Raw genomic sequence first — 22426 nt, forward strand, 5'->3', positions numbered from 1 at the left:
CATGGCAAAATTGCACTTAGATTCGCAGCAAATTGAACGAGCAAGGCAAGCGGCGCAGAAAATTGCAGGTCAGGTAGATTCTTTTATTTCTAGTAAAACCACAGTTGCTGTAGAGCGAACGGTACTTCGACTCATGGGGATTGATGGCGTAGATTCAGAGTATGTCCCTTTACCAAACGTAGTGGTTGATCATCTTCATCAACAAGGAAAGCTGTCGATGGGAGTATCAACTTGGATTCTCAATGCGATGATTCAATTAGACATCGATGCACAAACAGTTGCTGAACAAATCGCTAAGGGTTCCCTACAGCTTACGTCTTTACCCTTGGTAGACCGTGCTCAATTAATACAAAAAGGGAGAGAATTAGCGCAAGAACGATTGGATGGAATTTTTGCCAATCGGAAACAAAGGGATCACTTGATCGATCGGTTGGGTGAGGGACCGAAGCCTTATCTATATCTCATTGTAGCTACAGGAGATATTTATGAAGACGCTGTTCAAGGGCGTTCCGCAGCCAGACAAGGTGCTGATATCATTGCTGTGATTCGGAGTACAGGACAGAGCTTGATCGACTATGTCCCATACGGGGCTACACGCGAAGGATTTGGAGGAACTTATGCCACGCAAGAAAACTTTAAAATCATGCGTCAGGCTCTAGATGAAGTAGGAGAAGAAGAAGGACGATATATTCGTTTATGTAATTATTGCTCAGGGTTATGTATGCCGGAGATCGCGGCGATGGGTGCAATGGAAAGACTTGATGTGATGTTAAATGATGCATTGTATGGGATCTTGTTTCGGGATATCAATATGCAACGAACCTTGATAGACCAAGCTTTTTCTCGGATGATTAACGGTTTTGCTGGGATCATGATCAATACGGGGGAAGATAACTACTTAACGACTGCGGATGCGGTAGAAGCTGCACATACGGTCCTTGCATCGCAATTTATCAATGAGCAACTCGCTTTATTATCTGGATTACCCGCCGAACAGATGGGCTTAGGACATGCTTTTGAGATGAACCCTGATTTAGAAGATGGATTGTTGTTAGAGATTGCTCAAGCACAAATGTCTAGACAGATTTTCCCTGATGCCCCATTGAAATATATGCCTCCTACCAAGCATATGACTGGTAATATTTTCAAAGGTCATATTCAAGATGCGATGTTCAACCTGGTAAGCATTTTAACAGGTCAAGGGGTACAACTGCTTGGCATGATGACTGAAGCAATGCATACACCTCATATTCAGGATCGTCAGCTAGCTGTGGAAAATGCACAGTATATCTTTAATAATGCCCGACATCTAGGGGATGAAATTATTTTCCGATCAGGGGGAATTATTGAGCAACGAGCCCAGCATGTACTGGCTCAAGCTGTACAGATTTTAGAGGAGATGGAAGAGACAGGATTATTTGCGGCTTTGGAAAAAGGGATGTTTGGGGACGTAAAACGCTCGCTAACTGGAGGAAAAGGGTTACAAGGTGTTGTCGAGCGTGATTTGGAATACTATAACCCCTTTGAAGAAGAGTTGCGTTTTAGACTAGAGTTGCCACAAAGGGAGGGATCAACTTATGAGCGTGGACTTTACACGAATTAAGCCTTATGGAGATACATTCAATGATGGAGCCGTTCAATTAAGTTTTTCCCTTCCAGTTCCCCATGGGGAAGAGGCACGAGAAGCTGCACGACAATTGGCGATCCAGATGGGGTTGCTTGAACCGCAAGTTTATCACATGAAAGATCTTGGAGAGTCCTTTACTTATTTTATTGTTTACGGTAAATGTCAGCATTCGATTGACTTTACCAAGATCCAAGTTCCTAAAGTAGAATCAGAGGTCATGGATTTTTACCAAATTAATTCGTTTATTAAAGAAAAAATAGGTAGAAAGCTGGTTGTGCTTGGGGCATGTACGGGAACCGATGCTCATACGGTGGGTATTGATGCCATTATGAATATGAAAGGGTACAACGGTGAATACGGATTAGAACGATATCCAGAGATTGAAGCCTATAACTTGGGGAGTCAAGTAGCCAATGAAGAACTTGTCAGTAAAGCCATCGAGTTAGATGCAGACGTTCTGCTTGTTTCGCAAATTGTTACCCAGAAGGGTGTTCACATCACCAACTTAACGGAACTGATCGATCTCCTTGAAGCAGAAGGATTACGTGAGCGCTTTATCCTCATCTGTGGAGGACCTCGAATTTCACATGAACTAGCCTTGGAGTTAGGATTTGATGCAGGATTTGGACCTGGCTCCCTCGCACCGCATGTAGCTTCTTACTTTGTTCAGGAGATCAATCAGCGGCAGGGATCATAAAGCCCGAAGATAAAGAAAAACTGTCAAACTCCCATGAAATAACTGACGATTGTAATTGATTTTGGTTGTCAGTAAAGGGGAATTTGACAGTTTTTTTAGTCGTGTTGATTCACTATAAGTGAGGAATCGATATTTCTATCGAAAAGATTTTGTACCACTTCTTTAGAAGTCTAATAAGCTTTTTCTTTTCTTAGGAGATGGAGGCAGCTCTTTTTTTACCTGAATAAGGAAAAAAGTAGGAACTTGGCTACCTGTTTCCAATGGAATCATTTCAATTAGAGAACGATCGGCTAACACATCTAGGGTTACGCCAGTCTTGGAATAAGCCATATCCAAGATTTTGGATAGACGTAAGGTAGACGTAATTAAGGAGCCTTTAGGAATTCGAATCCGAAATTCCTCATTGAGGGTGTTTTGTCTTACTGCTAACCGACATAGTTCGTAATAGACAAACCTCTCTGTAGGAGATAAAGGATCGACAATCTCATAAGGGATGGTAAAACTATTAACTTGTTGCATAACTGTCTCTCCTTAGCAACATGAAGTATAAACAAATAAAGTCGTGTTGATAAGTTGTTTATGGCATCCTCCTAGTCTACCAGGTGAAACGATTTCATGTAGGATACTCCATTGACTTAAACTTTAAGTCTACAACTCTTTTACAAATCAAAAGGCATCCCACTCGCTTTAATCCTTTGTATATTGGCAGTCATGTCCGGTCTAGTAGATCCCAGTGAAGGAGTCATAAGCTGTGGATCAAAGGAATGGGTTGAAGGAGATGAGGGTTGGATTTGCCCCATCCGATACGCAAATAGCAAGTGTTTCACGAGTCCTGAAAAGTTAATATCTTCACGATCTGCAAACTGTAGTAACTCTAACTCAATAGCATCTTCAGTATTAAAAGAGACTTGTCGCCTTTCTCTTTTTTTGTAAGAACTCATAATCCGATCGTCTCCTTCCCTAAGGCATAATAACCTAGGGCATTGGAAAATTGTGGATCATCGGATGCGATTGCAAAACTAAAGCCTTCATGTTTAAAGGGCTCTAGAAGGTCATGTGCTTTTCCGCCAATTAGTTCAACTATATCCGTAGGTTCCCACATTCCTCCAAGATGACCTACAATCATTGCAGCCATTTCCTCAGGATCTGCTTCCCGAACATTTTCCCATCCTTTGGAAATGGTTCCGCTCTCTCGATCAATAAAAACTCCATCTTTAAACGTAGCATAATTCGTAGTACGTGCCCCAGGATCAACGATCCGAACTGTTCCCATACGTTTATGGATCCAATAAGCCGCTCCCCCTTCAATGGTGATGGCAGCTTTTCGAATATGTATCTTACGGAAGGTACCATTTAACAGAACCTCATGCTCTCCTTCCAGCTTTGCACGTAAACGTGTTCGCTCATCCTCTTTATACATATTAATTGGAACACCTGTAACTATATTTACGTCTCCTACTGCACCTGCTTTAAAAAGAGCTGTCAAAATCAACAATAAGGTCTCTGTATTCACCTTACTCTCTGTCATCATTTGTCGTGTAAATGACCCTTCTCGTTCAGCCAATTGTCCAATAAAATATTCCTTCCCCAAATAGCGAAGTTCCATATCCTCAGGTAATGTTTGCACAAATGCACGTTTTCTTGCTTTTGAAACTTTACTAGGAAATACAAATCTCTGGTTCCCTACAATTGTTTTTACATAAGATCTTCCTGCATCTACGGCGATTAACATCAAAAGCACCCTTTCTTGAAAAATGACAATAGTCATGACTATTGGACTTATAAAATATATTTTGTGACTATAGTACTTACAAGTGTCAGCATAACTATTTTGATTGTGTCTAATAGTACTGACTAATGTCAACAACATTAGAAATTATATGATTTTGTACGGACTACAGTCTATTATACATGAAATCACCTAAAAATAAATGAAAACATTATGTATTTATAGAAATATGTATATTAAATTGAATAGAAAGCATAAATAAACAGATTATGATGATAAATAGACATTGACAAAAACATCATTCATACTTCAAAAAACAGGTCTAAAATGTTTGTCAAGTAAGCATAAGTTTTTTTGAATATCAGTCTTCAAATCTTAATTGATGATAATATAAGAAGTAGTTAGATATTATCTTTTAATACCCCACTCATATAGTAAGGACGTTGATTCTCTGGTGGATGACATTTGCTACTCTTGATGGGAATGAGACAGAGAAACAATGATCCGACGGGATTTGGTTTAGATGATAGATGACGATTGAATAGCCTCACATTGGAATCATCATTTGTGTTGCATTTTTGCAATAGGATTTTTTAGATTTATAACGAATCTATGTTTGAAACGACTGATCTCAGAAAAAACAAATGAATGACCACTCAGTTTATGATAATATGAGATCAAACGTTTGAAAACGAATTCATATCTATTTAGTGTATGTTTTCCAAATACACGAAACAGAAGGAGAGGAGAGAAAAAGATGGAAGCCTTGCAGATCGTTAATTTGCTCGTGTTTCTAGGATTGGCGGCTTACGCATTTTATCTTTTTGGTAATGTGATTTATAAGCGTTATATGTTTGTGCGCCTAGGAAAGCCATCTGACTTTCATGTTGACTTTAAAAAAGCGATCAATGAAGTGATGGTTAATGTCTTTGGGCAAAAAAAGCTGCTTAAAGATAAGAAAAGTGGATTTATGCATGCAGTGATGTTTTATGGCTTTATCATCATTCAATTTGGAGCGATTGACTTATTTATCAAAGGATTAGCGCCTGGATCTCATCTACCACTTCCTGCGTATCCTGTCTTCTTGTTTTTACAAGAGATTACGACTTTCTTAGTACTACTAGCTACGATCTATGCCTTTTACCGCCGTTATGTTGAAAAGCTTGCTCGTCTTAAGCGCGGCTTCAAGTCTGGCCTAGTTATCATTTTTCTAACTTCCTTGATGGCTTCAATTCTTTTATCGGCAACTTTTGAAAAGATTTGGGCACAAGAACCATCTAGTTTGTATACCCCGATTTCATCCCTACTTGCTATGCCATTCAGTTGGATGAGTGCTGATGTTGGGGAAATCATGTTTTTTGTGTTCTGGTGGGTACATGCCATCGTTCTCTTTACTTTTATGGTCTATGTTCCTCAGTCCAAGCATTTTCATTTACTTGTAGCGCCACTCAATGTATTTTTAAAAAGACAACAACCCCCTGCCAAACTTTCTCTCATCGACTTTGAAGATGAGTCTGTAGAAGAATATGGGGTTAATAAAATTGAAGATTTTAACCAAAAGCAATTAATTGACTTATACGCTTGTGTAGAATGTGGACGTTGTACCAATATGTGTCCAGCAGCTGGTACAGGGAAACTCTTATCTCCGATGGACTTAATCGTTAAAATGAGAGATCATTTGACAGCCAAAGGGTCTGCGATTACTTCAAAGTCTCCATGGGTTCCCTCCTTTGCCTTTGCTGGAGCGAATCAAGCTGTACAGGAAGTGGCAGTGACTCGAGAAGAAGATGGGTCTGTTCATTACCCCATTCAACTGATTGGTGATGTGATCACAGAACAGGAGCTATGGGCTTGTACCACTTGTCGCAACTGTGAAGACCAATGTCCAGTGATGAACGAGCACGTAGATAAAATTATAGATATGAGACGTTATTTAGTGATGACAGAGGGAAAAATGCATCCCGAAACTTCACGTACCTTTTCTAATATTGAAAGACAAGGAAACCCTTGGGGAATCAGTAAAAAAGATCGGGCAAAGTGGAAAGAGGATGCACCTGTTCCAGTTCCTACAGTCAAAGAGGAAAAAGAATTTGAATATCTATTCTTTGTGGGTTCGATGGGCTCCTATGATCTTCGCAGTCAAAAAATTAGCCGTGCTTTGGTGCAATTGCTTAACGAAGCAGGAGTTAAATTTGCTATTCTCGGTAATAAGGAGAAAAACTCAGGGGATACACCTCGTCGAATGGGGAATGAGTTTTTATTCCAACAACTAGCAGTAGATAATATTTCACTCTTTGAAAAGAATAAAGTAAAGAAAATTATTACGATTGATCCACATGCTTACAATACTTTTAAAAATGAATATCCAGACCTGGGTCTGGAATCGGAAGTATACCATCATACAGAGGTTCTCGCAGATCTAATCCGCGAAGGTAGACTCAAGCCTACTAAAGAAGTGAAAGAGCGGATCACATACCATGACTCTTGCTATCTAGGACGGTATAACCAAGGATATGAAGCACCACGTTATATTTTGAAAAGTATACCAGGTGTTGAGCTTGTCGAGATGGAACGGAATCGAGAGAACGGAATGTGCTGTGGTGCAGGTGGAGGACTGATGTGGTTAGAGGAGACGGAAGGGGTGCGAGTGAATGTGTCTCGTACTGAACAGGCTCTTGAAGTAAATCCAAGTATGATTGGAAGCGCTTGTCCTTACTGCCTTACCATGTTATCTGATGGCACAAAAGCCAAAGAAGTAGAAGATAGTGTGAAAACGATGGATGTAGCTGAAATTCTTGCATTGTCCATTGAACTCTCCAGTGAAGAAGCGATCACAGAAGAAGTGGTATAGAAAAACTTCATCGAGTTGATTAATCATAAGTAAAGAAGGCGGTCTCTTGCGCCTGAAATGACTTTGTCCCACTACTTAGTGGAACCCTTCAATGGCGGAAAGTAGGCAACTTTAAAAACTAAATAAAATTACTCCCATAAAAAAAGGAAATAACTCTTGCGAACATGCATTATTCACAGTAAGATCATGGGTAGTGGTTAAAAAGAAATGGATAAAACCGCCTTTTCTATTCATATGAAGAGGCGGTATTTCCTTTTCATTAGGGATACATAACTAAATGATAGAAAAGCAGTAGTGTCAATAGAAAGATGGAGAGTCGATGTTTCGCATAGGGGATTCTTACCTCATAGACATTACTAAGCGAAGAGGTTTCATTTGAAAAATTGTGTTGGAAATTATTATAAATCTGTGAAAAATGGGGGTCGAGATCATGTCAGGTACACTTTGGGATATCATCGTTGGATTGATCATGGGGATCGTAGAAGGTTTAACTGAATTTGCCCCTGTTTCTTCAACAGGTCATATGATTTTAACTGGACACTTACTTGGATTTGAAGGAGCTCGAGCAGAGACCTTTGAAGTTGTGATTCAGCTGGGATCGATTATGGCTGTTTTATTTGTATTTTGGCAACGGATTTTGAACATTTTAGGGTTGGGTAATAAAGAAGCTGATGAAACTGATGAAGCTGATGAACAAGGACGTTTAAGCATCTGGCATCTAGCCATTGGGATGGCACCATTTGTTATCTTGGGTGCATTATTTCATAGTTATATTAAAGGGTTATTTTCAGCATCCTCCGTCGTCATTGGGTTGATTGCAGGTGGGGTCTTGATGATTATTGCTGAAGGATTTCGCAAACCGCGTCCTGTTGCCAAGACTTTAGATGATGTGACTTATAAACAAGCTCTTTTAGTAGGACTGTTCCAATGTTTTGCTCTCTGGCCTGGTTTTTCTCGCTCTGGATCAACCATTTCAGGTGGGCTCCTTGTCGGGTTGAGTCACCGAGCTGCTTCTGAATTCACTTTTATTATGGCGGTTCCCATTATGATGGCAGCTACTGCTAAAGACTTATATGAAAGCTGGGGATTCCTAACTTTAGCTGACTTACCTTTATTTATAACAGGGTTTATCACGGCTTTTGTAGTGGCAATGGTTGCAATTAAGTATTTCCTACAACTGATTTCAAAAGTTAAATTAGTTCCGTTTGCTATTTATCGCTTTGTTTTAGCGATTGTCTTCTGGTTTTTCATTCTGTAATAGTATAAATAGGGGAATGTGAGTTATGAACTCTGTGTATTTCTCTATCATGCCTTAAATATTGGATTGTCATGCCCACTTCATCAGAGGTGGGCTGTACTTTTTAAGAGGTTTTTCCAAGACTTATATAATATAAAATTTGTTTAGACTATTGCTAACATGAATCCTATTCGATACTCTAGAAGATGAAGACGTTTTCATTTTCTTCGAAACCGAACGAACGCTCGATAGAGTGAGATCTGTTGGAGGTGACCAGTAATGGCAGAAACAGTTATTTTAGGTGGTGCAAGAACTCCTTTTGGTAAGTTTGGTGGGGGATTAAAAGATGTTCCAGCTGCGAAACTGGGAGGCGTTGCGATCCGCGCGGCTTTAGAGCGAGCAGGTGTACCAGATGAATCTGTCGATGAAGTAATCATGGGGATGGTCTTACAAGGAGGCGCGGGTCAAATCCCTTCACGCCAAGCAGCACGGCATGCAGGGCTTCCTTGGGAGGTACAGACAGAAACCATTAACAAAGTGTGTGCTTCAGGAATGAGAAGTGTTACCCTTGGCGATCAAATCATACGTGCAGGGGATGCAGATGTCATTGTAGCTGGTGGGATGGAAAGCATGAGCAATGCTCCTTACTCACTTCCAACAGCTCGGTTTGGTCAACGGATGGGAGATGGACAACTTGTCGATCTGATGGTACATGATGGACTTTGGTGCGCTTTCCACGATGTGCACATGATCATCCATGGGAGCCATACAGCAGCCAAATATGGAGTGACTCGTGAAGAGCAAGATGCATGGTCACTACGTAGCCATGAACGAGCTTTAAAAGCGATTGAAGAAGGAAAGCTCGCAGAGGAGATTGTTCCTGTAACCATCCAGACTAAGAAGAAGGAAATCGTCGTTGATCGGGATGAATCCGTGCGTGCCGATACGAACTTAGATAAATTAGCTTCACTTAAGCCAGCTTATCTTAAAGAGGGTACGGTTACGGCAGGAAATGCTCCTGGGGTGAATGACGGAGCGGCGGCTCTAGTGATTTCTTCAACCAAAAAAGCAGAAGAACTAGGCATTCAACCAATGGCTCGGATTCTAGGGCATGCAGCTGTGGGAATGGAAGCGGAAGATTTCCCAGTGACACCTGCTTATGCTATCAAAAAATTATTGAAAAAACATAATCTTGAAGTAAAAGATATTGATCTGTTTGAAGTAAATGAAGCTTTTGCTGCGGTTGCGTTGGCTAATGGAAGAATTCTTGATTGGGACCCTGAGAAAGTCAATGTGAATGGTGGGGCTGTTGCTCTCGGTCATCCAATCGGCGCAAGTGGAGCAAGAATTATTTTAACATTGGTTCATGAATTAAAGCGGCGTGGTGGCGGCTTAGGCGTTGCGGCGATTTGTAGTGGAGCTGCTCAAGGGGATGCTGTACTCATTCGTGTTGATTAAGAAGTAGGAGCAAAGGAGGAAATACCACAGTGAATATACGTAAAGTAAGTGTGATTGGTGCTGGACAAATGGGGAGTGGGATCGCTCAAGTAGCTGCCCAAGCAGGCTGTGAAGTCACTTTGTTAGATACAAAAGTTGAGTTTGTCGAAAAAGGATTGGCTAATATCCAAAAAAACTTAACTCGTAGTGTAGAAAAAGGAAAATTATCCGAACAAGATAAGCAATCCATTCTTGACAGAATCACTACTACGACTGAAATGAAGCAAGCTTGTGAGGAAGTAGATCTCATGATCGAAGCGGTGATCGAGAACATGGAAGTGAAGACAGAAGTGTTTCGTCAGCTAGATCAGTATTGCCCTGCTCATACGATTCTAGCAAGCAATACCTCTTCACTGCCGATCACTGAGATTGCCGCTGTGACCAAGCGTCCTGAGCAAGTGATTGGGATGCATTTTATGAATCCGGTTCCAGTGATGAAGCTAGTGGAAGTGATTCGTGGCTTAGCTACGTCTGATAAAGTTTATCAAGCAGTGGAACAGTTGGCACGTGAGATGGGGAAAAATCCAGTTGAAGTTAACGATTACCCTGGCTTTGTTGCAAACCGTGTTCTCATGCCGATGATTAATGAAGCGATCTATGCTGTTTATGAAGGAGTCGCTACACCTCAAGCGGTGGATGATGTGATGAAAATGGGCATGAATCATCCGATGGGTCCGCTTACCTTAGCTGACTTTATCGGCTTAGATACTTGTTTGTACATTATGGAAACGCTTTATGAAGGATTTGGCGACAGCAAATACCGTCCTTGTCCATTATTACGTAAATATGTGAAAGCAGGATGGTTAGGCAGAAAGAGTGGTCGTGGATTTTACTCATACGAATAATCGGTGGTGCTGTAGGTTATGAAATTCCAGTTTACAGAAGAACAACTAATGATGCGGAAAATGGTACGAGATTTTGCTCAGGCGGAGATTACGCCCTACCTTGAAGCGATGGATGAAGAGGACCGTTTCCCCCGCGAAGTTGTAAAAAAAATGGCGGACTTAGGCCTCATGGGGATTCCTGTTGATGAGAAATGGGGCGGAGCCGGAGCCGATTTTATTTCATACATTTTAGCGTTGGAGGAAATTTCCCGTGTGAGTGCTACAGTCGGAGTGATCTTAGCTGTTCATACATCGGTGGGAACCATGCCAATTTTGAAGTTTGGTACAGATGAACAGAAGAAGAAATATGTCCCATTGCTTGCACAAGGGGAATACCTAGGCGCTTTTGCTTTAACAGAGCCTCAAGCAGGATCAGATGCTTCCAAGATTGCTACTAGAGCGAGACGTGTAGGAGATCATTATATTCTAACCGGTAGTAAAATCTTCATAACCAATGCTGGAGAAGCAGATACTTATATCACTTTTGCAGTGACGGATCCTGATCTGGGGGCAAAAGGAATCACGGCCTTCATCGTTGATAAGGATACAAAGGGATTCCAGGTAGGTAAGAAAGAGAAAAAGATGGGGCTTAATGGCTCCAACACCTGTGAGTTGATCTTTGAAGAAGCTGAAGTGCCTGTTCAAAATCGCTTGGGTGCAGAGGGACAGGGGTATGAAGTCGCACTTTCTAATTTAGCTGGTGGGCGGATTGGGATTGGCGCCCAAGGATTAGGTATTGCAACGGCTGCGTTTCAATATGCGCTCCAATATGCCAAAGAAAGAAAGCAATTTGGACAGCCGATTGCCAAGCAACAAGCCATTCAGTTCAAGTTGGCTGAAATGGCAACCCAGATTGAAGCTGCTCGACTGCTGATCTACCGAGCAGCAGAAGCTAGACAACTAGGAGCTCCTTGTAAAATAGAGTCCTCCATGGCTAAAATGTTTGCGACAGATGTGGCGATGAAAGTGACCACTGAAGCGATTCAAATCTATGGTGGTTATGGTTATTCCCGTGAATATCCAGTTGAACGGTTATTTCGTGATGCTAAAGTCACACAAATTTATGAGGGAACGAATGAAATTCAGCGTATTGTGATTGGAAACGAACTCATTCGACAATAACATTCAGAATCTAACAGCGATGATATATAGAATAAGAGGAGTGTACATCAATGCAATTTCAACTAAGTGAAGAACATGAAATGATGCGTAAGATGGTTCGTGAATTCGCACTACATGAGGTAGCACCAACAGCAGCTGAACGGGATGAGAAAGAAGTATTTGATCGATCTATTTTTGATAAAATGGGCGAACTAGGTCTCACTGGGATTCCTTGGGGAGAAGACGTTGGCGGTGCGGATGCTGACTTTCTGAGCTATGTGATCGCAGTTGAGGAGCTGTCTCGGGTTTGTGGTTCTACGGGTGTAACTTTGTCAGCTCATATCTCTCTAGCTGGTTGGCCCATCTTTAAATTTGGAACCGATGAACAGAAGCAAAAATTCTTACGCCCTATGGCTGAAGGAAAAAAACTAGGGGCTTATGGATTGACTGAACCTAGCTCAGGGACAGATGCAGCTAGTATGAAAACAACAGCAGTCCGTGATGGTGACGATTATATTCTGAATGGAAGTAAGATTTTCATCACCAATGGTGGAGATGCGGAGGTTTATGTTGTGTTTGCGGTGACAGATGCTTCTCTCAAACACAAAGGAATCACTGCTTTTATTGTTGAGAAAGGAACCCCTGGATTTACATTTGGTAAAAAGGAGAAAAAGCTAGGGATTCGTTCCTCGTCTACGTTGGAGATTATCTTTGAAAACTGTCGGATCCCTGTAAGCCAGCGTTTGGGTGAAGAAGGACAAGGATTTAAAATTGCGATGATGACTTTAGATGGGGGCAGAAATGGGATTGCGGCCCAAGCAGTAGGGATTGCCCAAGGTGCTCTAGATGAAGCCCTTGCTTATGCCAAAGAGCGCAAACAATTTGGGCAACCGATCGCCAAACTACAAGCCATTCAATTTAAACTGGCTGATATGGCCACACAAATCGAGGCAGCACGTCTCCTAACCTATCAAGCTGCTTGGTTAGAGAGTCAGGGGCTTCCTTATGGAAAAGCATCTGCGATGGCTAAGTTGCTTGCGGGGGATGTGGCGATGAAAGTGACCACTGAAGCGGTTCAAGTCTTGGGTGGATACGGTTATACACGTGAATATCCTGTCGAGCGCATGATGCGGGATGCGAAGATTACACAAATCTATGAAGGAACAAATGAAATTCAACGTGTGGTTATTGCGAACTACTTGATGAAAGAATAGGGGCAAGTGTGTAACAGGAGGAGAACACGATGGGGAACTGGCTCCAGTCAATTCAGAACAAGGAAAAACGGCCGATTGCCCGTCTCATTAGTCGCATCGAAAATAACGATCCTAAAAAGACTCAATTTCTTGAAGCTCTTTATCCTTTGACAGGGAAGGCTTACTTGATTGGAGTAACAGGTTCTCCAGGAGCCGGTAAAAGTTCACTCATCGACGGGTTGATCAGTTATCTACGCAGTCTACAACTGACGGTGGGGATCATTGCGGTAGACCCCACCAGCCCATTTACCGGTGGAGCGATCTTGGGTGATCGTGTACGGATGACCCAGCATGCATTAGATCCAGGGGTATTTATCCGAAGTATGGGAAGCCGTGGGAGTCTGGGGGGCTTATCAAGAGCGACCAAAGAGGCGGTTCGAGTTCTCGATGCAGCTGGTTTTGATGTGATTATCATTGAAACAGTGGGTGTTGGGCAAGCAGAGCTGGATATTATGCACATTGCGGACTCAGTGGCATTGGTACTAAATCCGGGTGCCGGAGATGTGGTTCAAGTATTTAAAGCGGGAATCATGGAAATTGCTGATCTGTTTGTTGTCAATAAAGCAGATTTGGCAGGAGCTCCTCGTTTAATCGCAGAGATTGAGGAACTTCTTGATCTAGTGAAGCATTCCAAAGAATGGCTTCCGCCGATTGTGCGGACGATTGGAACTAAGCAAGAAGGTATTCAACAATGGTGGGAGCAACTGCTCCAGCATCAGCAATTTTTAACAAGCACAGGCCAATGGGAACAGAAGAGACAGCAATATTTTCGACAAGAGGTTCGTGAGCTGATCGAGGATTATTTACGACAACAATTAGAAGAAGAATTAAACTCACCTGCATACCAAGAAGAATTAATCCAAGTAGCTGAGCGGAAGAAGCTTCCAACACAAGTAGCTAAAGAATGGATGAATAGAGTGTTAGGTAAAACAGGTGGTGGGTCTGAATGAAAAAAAATACGAAACTGATTCCATCGATGATTAAAGATCAAAAGCTGGTAGAACAGCGACGGGAGCAAATTATCGAGGGTGCGGTTCGACTGTTTATTGAAAAAGGGTTTCATAAAACAACAACTCGGGAGATTGCCCGAGAGTGTGGTTTGTCGATCGGAACGATGTATGAATATATTCAAAGCAAAGAAGATGTACTCTATCTAGTTTGTGAGCATATTCATTCCGAGCTAGAACAAAGGTTGAGAGAATCTCTTTCTCCTGAAGATTCAGGGATTGATTCTATTCGAAAATCGTTAAAACAATTGTTTCATGCGATGGGAGAGATGCATACCTCTGTTCTATTAATTTACCAAGAGACTAAATCTCTCCCCAAAGAACAAATGAGATATGTATTAAACAAAGAAGAAGAGATCACTTCGATATTTGAAGAAATATTACAAAAGGGGATGGAGGATGGTACCATTCAAATCCATCCCGCTTCGATCAAATTAATGGCACATAACATCATTGTGATGGGACAAATGTGGACATTTCGCAGTTGGGTATTAGGGCGGTTTTACAATCTTGAAGAGTATACCGAGAGACAGATGAATCTTTTGTTAGATGAATTGACGTCAGGAGGGCTAAAGAATGGAAACGGAAATCTATCGTCCTAAGCATGCCGTTCGTTTCCTAACGGCTGCCAGTTTATTTGATGGACATGATGCTTCAATCAATTTATTTCGCCGCTTACTACAAGGATCTGGAGTAGAAGTGATTCATCTAGGTCATAACCGATCTGTTGAAGAAATTGTAGAATCTGCGATCCAAGAAGATGTACAAGGGATTGCAGTCTCTTCTTATCAAGGTGGACACGTCGAATTTTTCAAATATATAATCGATTTGTTAAAAGAGAGAGGTGCTTCCCACATCCGTGTATTTGGTGGGGGAGGGGGAGTGATCGTTCCTCGAGAAATCCGTGAATTGGAGAGCTATGGTGTATGTAAGATTTTCTCTCCCCAAGATGGTCGCCAATTAGGGTTGCAAGGCATGGTAAATTATAAGATTCGTGAAGCTGATTTCCCAACGATTGAAAAGGTGACTTGGGAGTTAGAGGCGATCAAACGTAAAGACAAACGTGCGATTGCTCGTTTACTTACCTACGCGGAGCACATTGCGCAAGATGAGGCGATTCGTGAGTCTGCCCCTGCGATTTTAAACGAATGGGTGGAATCTGCTAAAAAACAGAAGGAGATCCCTGTCGTCGGAATTACGGGTACAGGGGGTGCTGGTAAAAGCTCATTGACTGATGAGTTAGTACGCCGTTACCTTCAAGACTTCCCTGATAAAACGATTGCGATCCTGTCGATTGATCCATCTAAACAAAAAACAGGTGGAGCTCTCTTAGGTGATCGGATTCGTATGAATGCAGTACATCATCCACGTGCTTTTATGCGGAGCTTAGCAACTCGTCGCACACGGTCTGAATTAAGTGCATCGATTCGAGAATCGATTGCCATTATGAAACAGGCTGGCTACGATCTAATCATCGTTGAAACCAGTGGGATTGGTCAGGGAGACGCAGACATCATCCAAGTGAGTGACTGCTCGATGTATGTGATGACTTCCGAATTTGGTGCTCCTTCACAATTAGAAAAAATCGAAATGCTAGATTACGCTGATTTAGTAGCTATCAATAAATTTGACCGTAAAGGTTCCGAAGATGCTTTACGTGATGTGAAAAAGCAATACCGTCGGAATCATAATCTTTTCCATGAGCCTGAAGAAACGATTCCTGTTTATGGAACGATGGCAAGTCGTTTTAATGACCCTGGAACTAATATTTTATATCGTGCCCTCATCGACCGTTTGAATGAAAAGTTAAACTTAAACTGGCAGTCTTCGATGGATGTGACGGACCAAAAGATGGAGCGAATCCATATCATTCCACCTGAGCGCACTCATTATCTACGTGATATTTCCAATACGGTGCGTCGATACCATGAGGAGACCAAACAGCAGGCCGCACTAGCCAGTCAATGGTACCAGTTAGAAGGAACCAAAGAGTTGCTCAATAAGGATGAGTCCAATGAGAAACTTGCTCAGCATATGGAGCCATTGATAGAAGAGGCAAAAGAAAAATTAACAGATGAAAATAAGAAAGCGCTAACAAAATGGTCGGATGTCGTCACCGCCTATCAACAAGATGAATTTGTCACCCAAATACGAAATAAAGAGATTCGAACCTCTTTATATACAGAAACTTTATCAGGCAGTCGTATTCCCAAAGTGGCTCTTCCAAAGTATAAAGATTGGGGAGAACTTTTAAGCTGGTTACGGAAAGAGAACGTACCTGGATCATTCCCTTATACAGCAGGTGTTTTTCCATTTAAACGGGGTGACGAAGATCCTAAACGTCAGTTTGCTGGAGAAGGAACACCTGAACGAACCAACAAGCGTTTTCACTATTTATCGAAAAATGATACAGCCAAGCGATTATCTACCGCTTTTGATAGTGTAACCTTGTACGGAGAAGATCCAGCGATTCGCCCAGATATTTATGGGAAAATAGGTGAATCTGGAGTCAGTATTTGTACTTTGGAAGATATGAAAAAGCTGTATGATGGATTTGACCTTTGTGCTCCTAATACAAGTGTTTCGATGACGATCAATGGTCCTGCCCCCATTATCTTAGCGATGTTCTTTAATGCTGCGGTTGAACAGCAATTTGAAAAGTTTCGCTCAGAAAAAGGTAGAGAGCCTTCTCCCGAAGAAACTGAAGAGATCCGTAAGCAGACACTACGGACAGTTCGTGGAACCGTTCAGGCTGATATTCTTAAAGAAGATCAGGGACAAAATACCTGTATTTTCTCCACTGAGTTTGCTTTAAAGATGATGGGAGATATCCAACAATACTTTATTGAAGAGGGTGTTCGTAACTATTACTCTGTCAGTATCAGTGGTTATCATATCGCAGAAGCTGGAGCAAACCCCATTTCTCAACTTGCTTTTACGCTAGCCAATGCGTTTACCTATGTGGAGTATTATCTAAGCCGTGGAATGAATGTGGATGATTTTGCTCATAATCTCTCCTTTTTCTTCAGTAATGGTTTGGATGCTGAGTACTCCGTGATTGGACGTGTAGCACGTCGCATCTGGGCGATTGTGATGAAAAAACTATATGGTTCTAATGAGCGAAGCCAGAAGTTGAAATATCATGTGCAAACATCGGGGCGCTCTTTGCACGCTCAAGAGATAGATTTTAACGATATCCGTACATCTCTACAAGCATTAATGGCGATTTATGATCAATGTAACTCTCTTCATACGAATGCGTATGATGAAGCGATCACCACACCTACGGAAGAGTCTGTCCGACGTGCAATGGCAATCCAATTAATCATTACTAAAGAGTTGGGGTTAGCCAAAAATGAGAATCCGCTTCAGGGTGCATTTATTATCGAAGAGTTAACCGATCTGGTAGAAGAAGCTGTGTTGAAAGAATTTGAACGGATTAGTGATCGTGGCGGCGTATTGGGAGCGATGGAGACCCAATACCAACGTGGAAAAATTCAAGAGGAATCCATGTTATATGAAATGAAAAAACACTCAGGTGAATTACCGATTATCGGAGTAAATACATTTGAAAATCCTAACCCACCTGAGGATTATGAAATTGAACTAACTCGAGCCACTCCCGAAGAGAAAGAGTTGCAGATTACCAATTTAGAAGAGTTTCAATCCAAACACCAGACCCAAGCAGAGATCGCCTTAGCACGACTAAAACAAGTCGCTCAAGCGGATGGAAATATTTTTAAAGAGTTGATGGAAACCGTTCGCTATGCAAGTTTAGGTCAGATTACACGTGCTTTATATGACGTAGGCGGACAATATCGACGAAATATGTAAAAAACAGATGTGATTCATCATAGCCAGCTCAGCCGATGAGTTGGCTTTTTTACTGGTATGGAGAAGGATATGGTGTTTCTCTTAAAATGGATGTATGCTACGAGTGAGTTGATTCGCTAAGTTTAATCAAGAACAGAAATAACTTGTAGATAATTGTTCTAACATAGAAAACTGTTTCTGTTGACTTCAACCGTTTTTTGGATAAAATAGTTGTACGAGAACGGGATAAGGGTCTAGCCCTTACGAGAGGATGTGTCCAATATGAGCGACTACCAAGCGGCTGAGAAAATGGCAGAAACAGCAATGGTTGACCTCACATACGATTTATTGAAAGACAAAGGTGAACCGATGCATTACCGTGATATCATGAATGAAATTGCTAAAATGAAAGGGTTTACTAAGGATGATGTTGAGCAGTACATTGCACAACTTTATACAGAAGTTAACATAGATGGTCGCTTTATCTGTGTAGGAAGAAGTCTGTGGGGGGTTAGAGATTGGTATCCAACTGAACAGGCGACAGATTCGGCAGTTGCTGCCAATGTGAAAGATGATTATCTAGATGAAGAGGTTGAAGATGCACTCTTCGACGAAGATGAAGAAAACTTTGCTGGGGATTTGGAAGAGATAGAGGAAGTAGATGAAGATTTCGAAGAAGACGAGGAACCTCCTTTTGATGGAGAAATGGAGGAAGATAGTGAATTAAGTGATGAGGATGAGGATGAAGAGGAGCTATGAATCAAATTCCCACATCCTGATTTGAATAATTAGAGTGGATCACAAATGCAAGTTGCTTCCGTTCGTTGCTTGACAAAGACAATCGCCTTAGTTAAACTATTTTCTGGGCTCATTAGAACGGATTATATGAAAGAGCGCCCCTATTTAGGGGCGCTCTTTCTATTTTGTTTTTAAGATTGGGGCATCCTGTAACTAGGAGGAAGATAGAGATGACTAAGTTTATATTTGTGACAGGAGGCGTGGTTTCCTCTCTTGGTAAAGGGATCACAGCCTCTGCATTAGGTCGGTTATTAAAAAATCGTGGAGTCAAAGTAACCATTCAAAAATTTGATCCATATATCAATGTGGACCCAGGTACGATGAGTCCATATCAGCATGGTGAAGTATTTGTAACTGATGATGGAGCAGAAACGGATCTGGACTTAGGGCATTATGAACGGTTTATTGATATTAATCTAAATAAGAATAGCAATGTAACTACAGGGAAAATTTACTCCTCAGTGATTAATAAAGAGCGTCGTGGTGACTATTTAGGAGGAACCGTTCAGGTCATTCCACATATCACCAATGAAATTAAAGATCGTGTATTCCGTGCGGCTCGTGAAACTCAAGCAGACGTAGTGATTACTGAAATTGGTGGAACGGTTGGCGATATTGAAAGCTTACCTTTTTTAGAAGCGATTCGACAAATAAAAAGTGATGTAGGTCGCGACCATGTGATGTATATCCACTGTACCTTGATCCCAATGCTACGTGCAAGTGGTGAATTAAAAACAAAACCAACTCAACATAGTGTAAAAGAATTACGAAGCATTGGAATTCAACCCAATGTTATTGTATGTCGTACCGAATACCCACTTTCTGAAGACATGAAGCAGAAGCTAGCGCTCTTCTGTGATATTGATCGAGAAGCTGTGATTGAGGCTCAGGATGCAGATACTCTCTATCAAGTTCCTTTGATGTTACAAGCACAAAACTTAGATGACATCGTTGTTAAACATCTGGGGCTTACCTCTGAACCAGCTGATATGACTGAGTGGATTCGTTTGGTTGACAAAGTGAAATCTTTGAGCCATACGACTCGGATTGCCATTGTAGGAAAATATGTAGCTCTCCATGATGCATATCTGAGTGTTGTGGAAGCGTTAAAACATGCGGGCTTTGAAAGTGATACAGACATTGAAATCAAATGGGTTCCAGCTGAAGATGTCACCGATTCCAATGTGTCTGAAATCTTGGGAGATGTAGATGGAATCTTAGTTCCTGGTGGATTTGGAGATCGTGGAATTGAAGGAAAAATAACAGCAACACGTTTTGCTCGCGAACAAAAAATTCCATTTTTTGGGATTTGTTTGGGTATGCAGATGGCCGTTGTAGAAGGAGCGCGTCATCTCCTGCAATTAGAGGGAGCGAATAGCTCTGAATTTGATCCAGAAACTCCCAATCCGATCATTGACCTATTGCCTGAGCAAAAAGATGTGGCGGATCTTGGTGGAACGATGCGTTTAGGACTCTATCCATGTAAAGTAGCACCAGATAGTTTAGCTCACGAAGCTTACCAAAATGATCTAATATACGAACGTCATCGCCACCGTTATGAATTTAACAACGCTTATCGTCCACAGATGGAGGAAATCGGTTATCGCTTCTCTGGAACCTCACCAGATGGCCGGTTAGTAGAAATTGTAGAGTACACCAATCACCCTTGGTTTGTCGCTTCACAATTCCACCCAGAGTTCATCTCACGACCCAATCGTCCACAACCCTTATTCCGAGACTTCGTAGCTGCTGCTCTCCAATTGAAATTAAAAGAGCGAGTAAAAACAAAATAAAATGAAAGAACCCCAGACTGGATCAAGGCTCTGGGGTTCTTTGTAGTACTAGGTGTCTCATTGTGTCTAAAATGAACTACACAACAGTTAGATGTTAAGAGTTATATAAAACGTTTTTTAGTCCCATATATTGGGGCGATTGATTCTCATGGTTCTCATGTAGTCTAACAATTGACCTGTATGGACGGATTCATGGTAAGCAATACGCAACAACATATCTCCAAGAGTTCTAACATAACCAACATCGGAGCGGTCTATTTTAACTTTCTCTAAATCACTGTTGTTGATCGTCTGAATGTACTTTATGAAATCTTCGCGATATGGTTGAGCAAATTTCAATTCATCTTCCACAGTTGTAAATTTTTTTGTATCAAAAGGATTAGATAAATGAGCTAATGCTTCACTACCTCCACCTTTAAGAACTTGATGATAAAGATACTCACCTTCTAATACATGTCTAATCATTTCAGCACAAGTAAATGCTTTTTCATCAGGCTTCCAATTCAACATCTCATTGGGAATTTCGTTCCAAACTTTTATACTTCTACGTCTTACTTCCTCGAAATTTAGAACGAATAACTCATTAGCATTCACTAAGATCCTCTCCTTTTTTATTTATAGGATGATCATCAGTCGTGTCCATTTACCGACGGTTTGCAAAAATGCTTAGAACAATGGATGTGGATGAACCATTAAGAAGATTGTAACATTGGTTGAACGAAGATCAAAGAGTGTATGGAGAAGAGAAAACGTTGTTTTACAGGTGCTTTATATAGCATGGATTATAGGAACATGCTATATAGTGTGAGAAGTAGAGGTTAGTCAACCTCTACTTCTCGATTATATAAAAAGTTATCGAACGATGACCTTTCTGTCTAAATAAGGTTTTAAACTTAGATAGAGAGGGATAAAGACCATTGATACGATGACGCCTTTGATTACATTAAAGGGAGTCACTCCATAAAAGACGAGTGCCATTTTTTGCGGGTCAGTCACTGTCCAGTTAATTAAGTAGCTATAAGCAGGGAAAATGACATACCAGTTAGCGACAGTCATAAATAAGGTCATAATCAGTGTCGCTGTGATGGCTCCTGCGACTAAACCTTTCAATTCTCCTACTTTGCGGCTGACCCAGACGGTAAGTGTGACAAAGATACTTCCAGCAATAAAGTTTGCGATTTGTCCAACTGGGATCAGACCTGTCTCGCTTCCTGCAAATATAAGGTGGAGGACATTTTTGAGAAACTGTACTCCGATTCCTGCAAGTGGACCATAGATAAAGGCACAGATTAAGGCAGGTATATCACTAAAGTCCAATTTTAAAAATGAAGGCATATAAGGCAATGGAAAGTTTAAGTACTCCATGATAAAAGCGCTTCCACCCAAGATGGAGATCAATACCAACTTTCTTAAACGATTGGCTTGTTGCATCAGAAACACTCTCCTATATGTGTGATCTGATGACAACCGTACGCTTATGAAATCCAAAATGCCCGAAGAATCCTCCATGGATGACATGGAAAGGATCTTCGGGCATCACAAATAAGAGTGAAGTACCACCATTTTTCAAAAGCCTAGTACCATGTTCCCTTAATCAATGACTGAAAAAAGGGTACACAAACTAGGCAACCCAAATTGGTCGCAGCTTCTCTGCTTTCATTCGTACGTGTTATCATCCTTCTCCCATCCAGACTATACTGTCGGCTTCGGAATTGCACCGAATCCACCGCCAAAGCGGGTCACGGACTGAGGAATCAGCATTATCCCATAGGTAGCTGATTCACATCACCGCCGGTCGGGAATTACACCCTGCCCCGAAGGATCCATGAAATCATATTCACTTTTCCACTTACTATTATAAAGTAGCATGATGAAATGTCAATGAATGATTTAAGCGAGAGGGATTAAGTCAAAATATATAGGTCAACATTATAAGGTATTTTAAAAAATTGTAAATAAAAACATAACATTGTTTTACAGGTTATAACACATTCTCGAGAATACATTAGGCTACCTAATCTATTTATTTTTAATAAAGGATCTTTCTATAAAAAATAGAGATGTAAGGAGAATTAATCCAATAATAATCCAAGATGCATTTACTGAAGTATCAATCAATAGGGAGTAAATGATGAAAAT

The 22426-nt window shown here is 41.2% G+C and carries 18 protein-coding genes and 1 riboswitch; of the genes, 13 read left to right on the forward strand and 5 right to left on the reverse strand.

Translation table 11 applies throughout. From position 1 onward, the window contains the following. Window position 1: 1 nt before the first annotated feature. Window positions 2-1603, forward strand: a complete 1602-nt coding sequence (gene kamD, locus EDD58_RS03885; protein WP_207903246.1) for a lysine 5,6-aminomutase subunit alpha — start codon at window positions 2-4, stop codon at window positions 1601-1603. Next, window positions 1578-2324, forward strand: a complete 747-nt coding sequence (gene kamE / locus EDD58_RS03890) for a lysine 5,6-aminomutase subunit beta (protein ID WP_131923539.1) — start codon at window positions 1578-1580, stop codon at window positions 2322-2324. The genes kamD and kamE overlap by 26 nt, the downstream gene beginning before the upstream one ends. 162 nt (window positions 2325-2486) lie before the next feature. Here kamE and EDD58_RS03895 read toward each other — a convergent pair whose 3' ends face one another. The 3 genes from EDD58_RS03895 to EDD58_RS03905 form a co-directional block, all read right to left on the reverse strand. Continuing rightward, on the reverse strand, window positions 2487-2843 hold the full coding sequence (locus EDD58_RS03895; protein WP_131923540.1) for a hypothetical protein: 357 nt from the start codon (window positions 2841-2843) through the stop codon (window positions 2487-2489). Window positions 2844-2983: 140 nt separating this feature from the next. After that, a complete protein-coding gene (locus tag EDD58_RS03900; protein ID WP_131923541.1) occupies window positions 2984-3265 on the reverse strand; it encodes a hypothetical protein in 282 nt (93 codons plus the stop codon). After that, window positions 3262-4056 carry a ParM/StbA family protein gene (locus tag EDD58_RS03905; protein WP_131923542.1) on the reverse strand — a complete coding sequence of 265 codons (795 nt, stop codon included), beginning with the start codon at window positions 4054-4056 and terminating at the stop codon, window positions 3262-3264. Before EDD58_RS03905 ends, EDD58_RS03900 begins: the two co-directional genes overlap by 4 nt. Before the next feature lie 754 nt (window positions 4057-4810). On the opposite strand from EDD58_RS03905, the gene EDD58_RS03910 reads away from it, so the two are divergent. The 11 genes from EDD58_RS03910 to EDD58_RS03960 all read left to right on the forward strand — a co-directional run bounded on the left by EDD58_RS03910 (window position 4811) and on the right by EDD58_RS03960 (window position 20287). After that, window positions 4811-6904, forward strand: a complete 2094-nt coding sequence (locus tag EDD58_RS03910; protein WP_131923543.1) for a (Fe-S)-binding protein — start codon at window positions 4811-4813, stop codon at window positions 6902-6904. A 430-nt stretch (window positions 6905-7334) separates the two neighbouring features. Then, window positions 7335-8162 carry an undecaprenyl-diphosphate phosphatase gene (bacA, locus tag EDD58_RS03915; RefSeq protein ID WP_131923544.1) on the forward strand — a complete coding sequence of 276 codons (828 nt, stop codon included), beginning with the start codon at window positions 7335-7337 and terminating at the stop codon, window positions 8160-8162. Window positions 8163-8420: 258 nt separating this feature from the next. After that, window positions 8421-9599: an acetyl-CoA C-acetyltransferase gene (locus EDD58_RS03920; RefSeq protein ID WP_131923545.1), complete on the forward strand. Its 1179-nt coding sequence runs from the start codon at window positions 8421-8423 to the stop codon at window positions 9597-9599. Window positions 9600-9628: 29 nt separating this feature from the next. Then, a complete protein-coding gene (locus tag EDD58_RS03925) occupies window positions 9629-10483 on the forward strand; it encodes a 3-hydroxybutyryl-CoA dehydrogenase (protein ID WP_131923546.1) in 855 nt (284 codons plus the stop codon). 18 nt (window positions 10484-10501) lie between these two features. Continuing rightward, window positions 10502-11644, forward strand: a complete 1143-nt coding sequence (locus EDD58_RS03930) for an acyl-CoA dehydrogenase (RefSeq protein ID WP_131923547.1) — start codon at window positions 10502-10504, stop codon at window positions 11642-11644. 50 nt (window positions 11645-11694) lie between these two features. Next, on the forward strand, window positions 11695-12837 hold the full coding sequence (locus EDD58_RS03935; RefSeq protein WP_131923548.1) for an acyl-CoA dehydrogenase: 1143 nt from the start codon (window positions 11695-11697) through the stop codon (window positions 12835-12837). 29 nt (window positions 12838-12866) lie between these two features. Further along, window positions 12867-13826, forward strand: coding sequence for a methylmalonyl Co-A mutase-associated GTPase MeaB (gene meaB, locus EDD58_RS03940; protein WP_131923549.1), 960 nt, complete (start codon window positions 12867-12869; stop codon window positions 13824-13826). Next, window positions 13823-14485, forward strand: a complete 663-nt coding sequence (locus EDD58_RS03945) for a TetR/AcrR family transcriptional regulator (protein ID WP_131923550.1) — start codon at window positions 13823-13825, stop codon at window positions 14483-14485. Before meaB ends, EDD58_RS03945 begins: the two co-directional genes overlap by 4 nt. Then, entirely contained in the window at window positions 14460-17717 is a 3258-nt protein-coding gene (icmF, locus tag EDD58_RS03950) for a fused isobutyryl-CoA mutase/GTPase IcmF (RefSeq protein WP_131923551.1), read from the forward strand. The genes EDD58_RS03945 and icmF overlap by 26 nt, the downstream gene beginning before the upstream one ends. A 261-nt stretch (window positions 17718-17978) precedes the next feature. Next, entirely contained in the window at window positions 17979-18455 is a 477-nt protein-coding gene (gene rpoE, locus EDD58_RS03955) for a DNA-directed RNA polymerase subunit delta (RefSeq protein ID WP_131923552.1), read from the forward strand. A gap of 209 nt (window positions 18456-18664) precedes the next feature. Next, window positions 18665-20287 (forward strand): CTP synthase, encoded by a 1623-nt coding sequence (locus tag EDD58_RS03960; protein WP_131923553.1) that lies wholly within the window; start codon window positions 18665-18667, stop codon window positions 20285-20287. Between the two features lie 117 nt (window positions 20288-20404). Here EDD58_RS03960 and EDD58_RS03965 read toward each other — a convergent pair whose 3' ends face one another. Next, a complete protein-coding gene (locus tag EDD58_RS03965; RefSeq protein ID WP_131923554.1) occupies window positions 20405-20881 on the reverse strand; it encodes a DinB family protein in 477 nt (158 codons plus the stop codon). 258 nt (window positions 20882-21139) lie between these two features. After that, window positions 21140-21718 (reverse strand): ECF transporter S component, encoded by a 579-nt coding sequence (locus tag EDD58_RS03970; protein WP_131923555.1) that lies wholly within the window; start codon window positions 21716-21718, stop codon window positions 21140-21142. A gap of 240 nt (window positions 21719-21958) precedes the next feature. Continuing rightward, a riboswitch (FMN riboswitch) is annotated at window positions 21959-22113 on the reverse strand. Between the last annotated feature and the right edge of the window lie 313 nt (window positions 22114-22426).

It is taken from the genome of Hazenella coriacea (assembly GCF_004341825.1).
Taxonomy (GTDB): Bacteria; Bacillota; Bacilli; order Thermoactinomycetales; family Thermoactinomycetaceae; genus Hazenella; species Hazenella coriacea.

Excerpts from the sequence above, each read along its gene's own strand:
- kamD (WP_207903246.1), top strand. The coding sequence starts at position 2 with ATGGCAAAATTGCACTTAGATTCGCAGCAAATTGAACGAGCAAGGCAA.
- EDD58_RS03905 (WP_131923542.1), bottom strand. The coding sequence starts at position 4,056 with ATGTTAATCGCCGTAGATGCAGGAAGATCTTATGTAAAAACAATTGTA.
- rpoE (WP_131923552.1), top strand. The coding sequence starts at position 17,979 with ATGAGCGACTACCAAGCGGCTGAGAAAATGGCAGAAACAGCAATGGTT.
- EDD58_RS03930 (WP_131923547.1), top strand. The coding sequence starts at position 10,502 with ATGAAATTCCAGTTTACAGAAGAACAACTAATGATGCGGAAAATGGTA.
- icmF (WP_131923551.1), top strand. The coding sequence starts at position 14,460 with ATGGAAACGGAAATCTATCGTCCTAAGCATGCCGTTCGTTTCCTAACG.
- EDD58_RS03960 (WP_131923553.1), top strand. The coding sequence starts at position 18,665 with ATGACTAAGTTTATATTTGTGACAGGAGGCGTGGTTTCCTCTCTTGGT.
- EDD58_RS03945 (WP_131923550.1), top strand. The coding sequence starts at position 13,823 with ATGAAAAAAAATACGAAACTGATTCCATCGATGATTAAAGATCAAAAG.
- meaB (WP_131923549.1), top strand. The coding sequence starts at position 12,867 with ATGGGGAACTGGCTCCAGTCAATTCAGAACAAGGAAAAACGGCCGATT.
- EDD58_RS03935 (WP_131923548.1), top strand. The coding sequence starts at position 11,695 with ATGCAATTTCAACTAAGTGAAGAACATGAAATGATGCGTAAGATGGTT.
- EDD58_RS03895 (WP_131923540.1), bottom strand. The coding sequence starts at position 2,843 with ATGCAACAAGTTAATAGTTTTACCATCCCTTATGAGATTGTCGATCCT.
- EDD58_RS03920 (WP_131923545.1), top strand. The coding sequence starts at position 8,421 with ATGGCAGAAACAGTTATTTTAGGTGGTGCAAGAACTCCTTTTGGTAAG.
- EDD58_RS03970 (WP_131923555.1), bottom strand. The coding sequence starts at position 21,718 with ATGCAACAAGCCAATCGTTTAAGAAAGTTGGTATTGATCTCCATCTTG.
- EDD58_RS03910 (WP_131923543.1), top strand. The coding sequence starts at position 4,811 with ATGGAAGCCTTGCAGATCGTTAATTTGCTCGTGTTTCTAGGATTGGCG.
- bacA (WP_131923544.1), top strand. The coding sequence starts at position 7,335 with ATGTCAGGTACACTTTGGGATATCATCGTTGGATTGATCATGGGGATC.
- kamE (WP_131923539.1), top strand. The coding sequence starts at position 1,578 with ATGAGCGTGGACTTTACACGAATTAAGCCTTATGGAGATACATTCAAT.
- EDD58_RS03900 (WP_131923541.1), bottom strand. The coding sequence starts at position 3,265 with ATGAGTTCTTACAAAAAAAGAGAAAGGCGACAAGTCTCTTTTAATACT.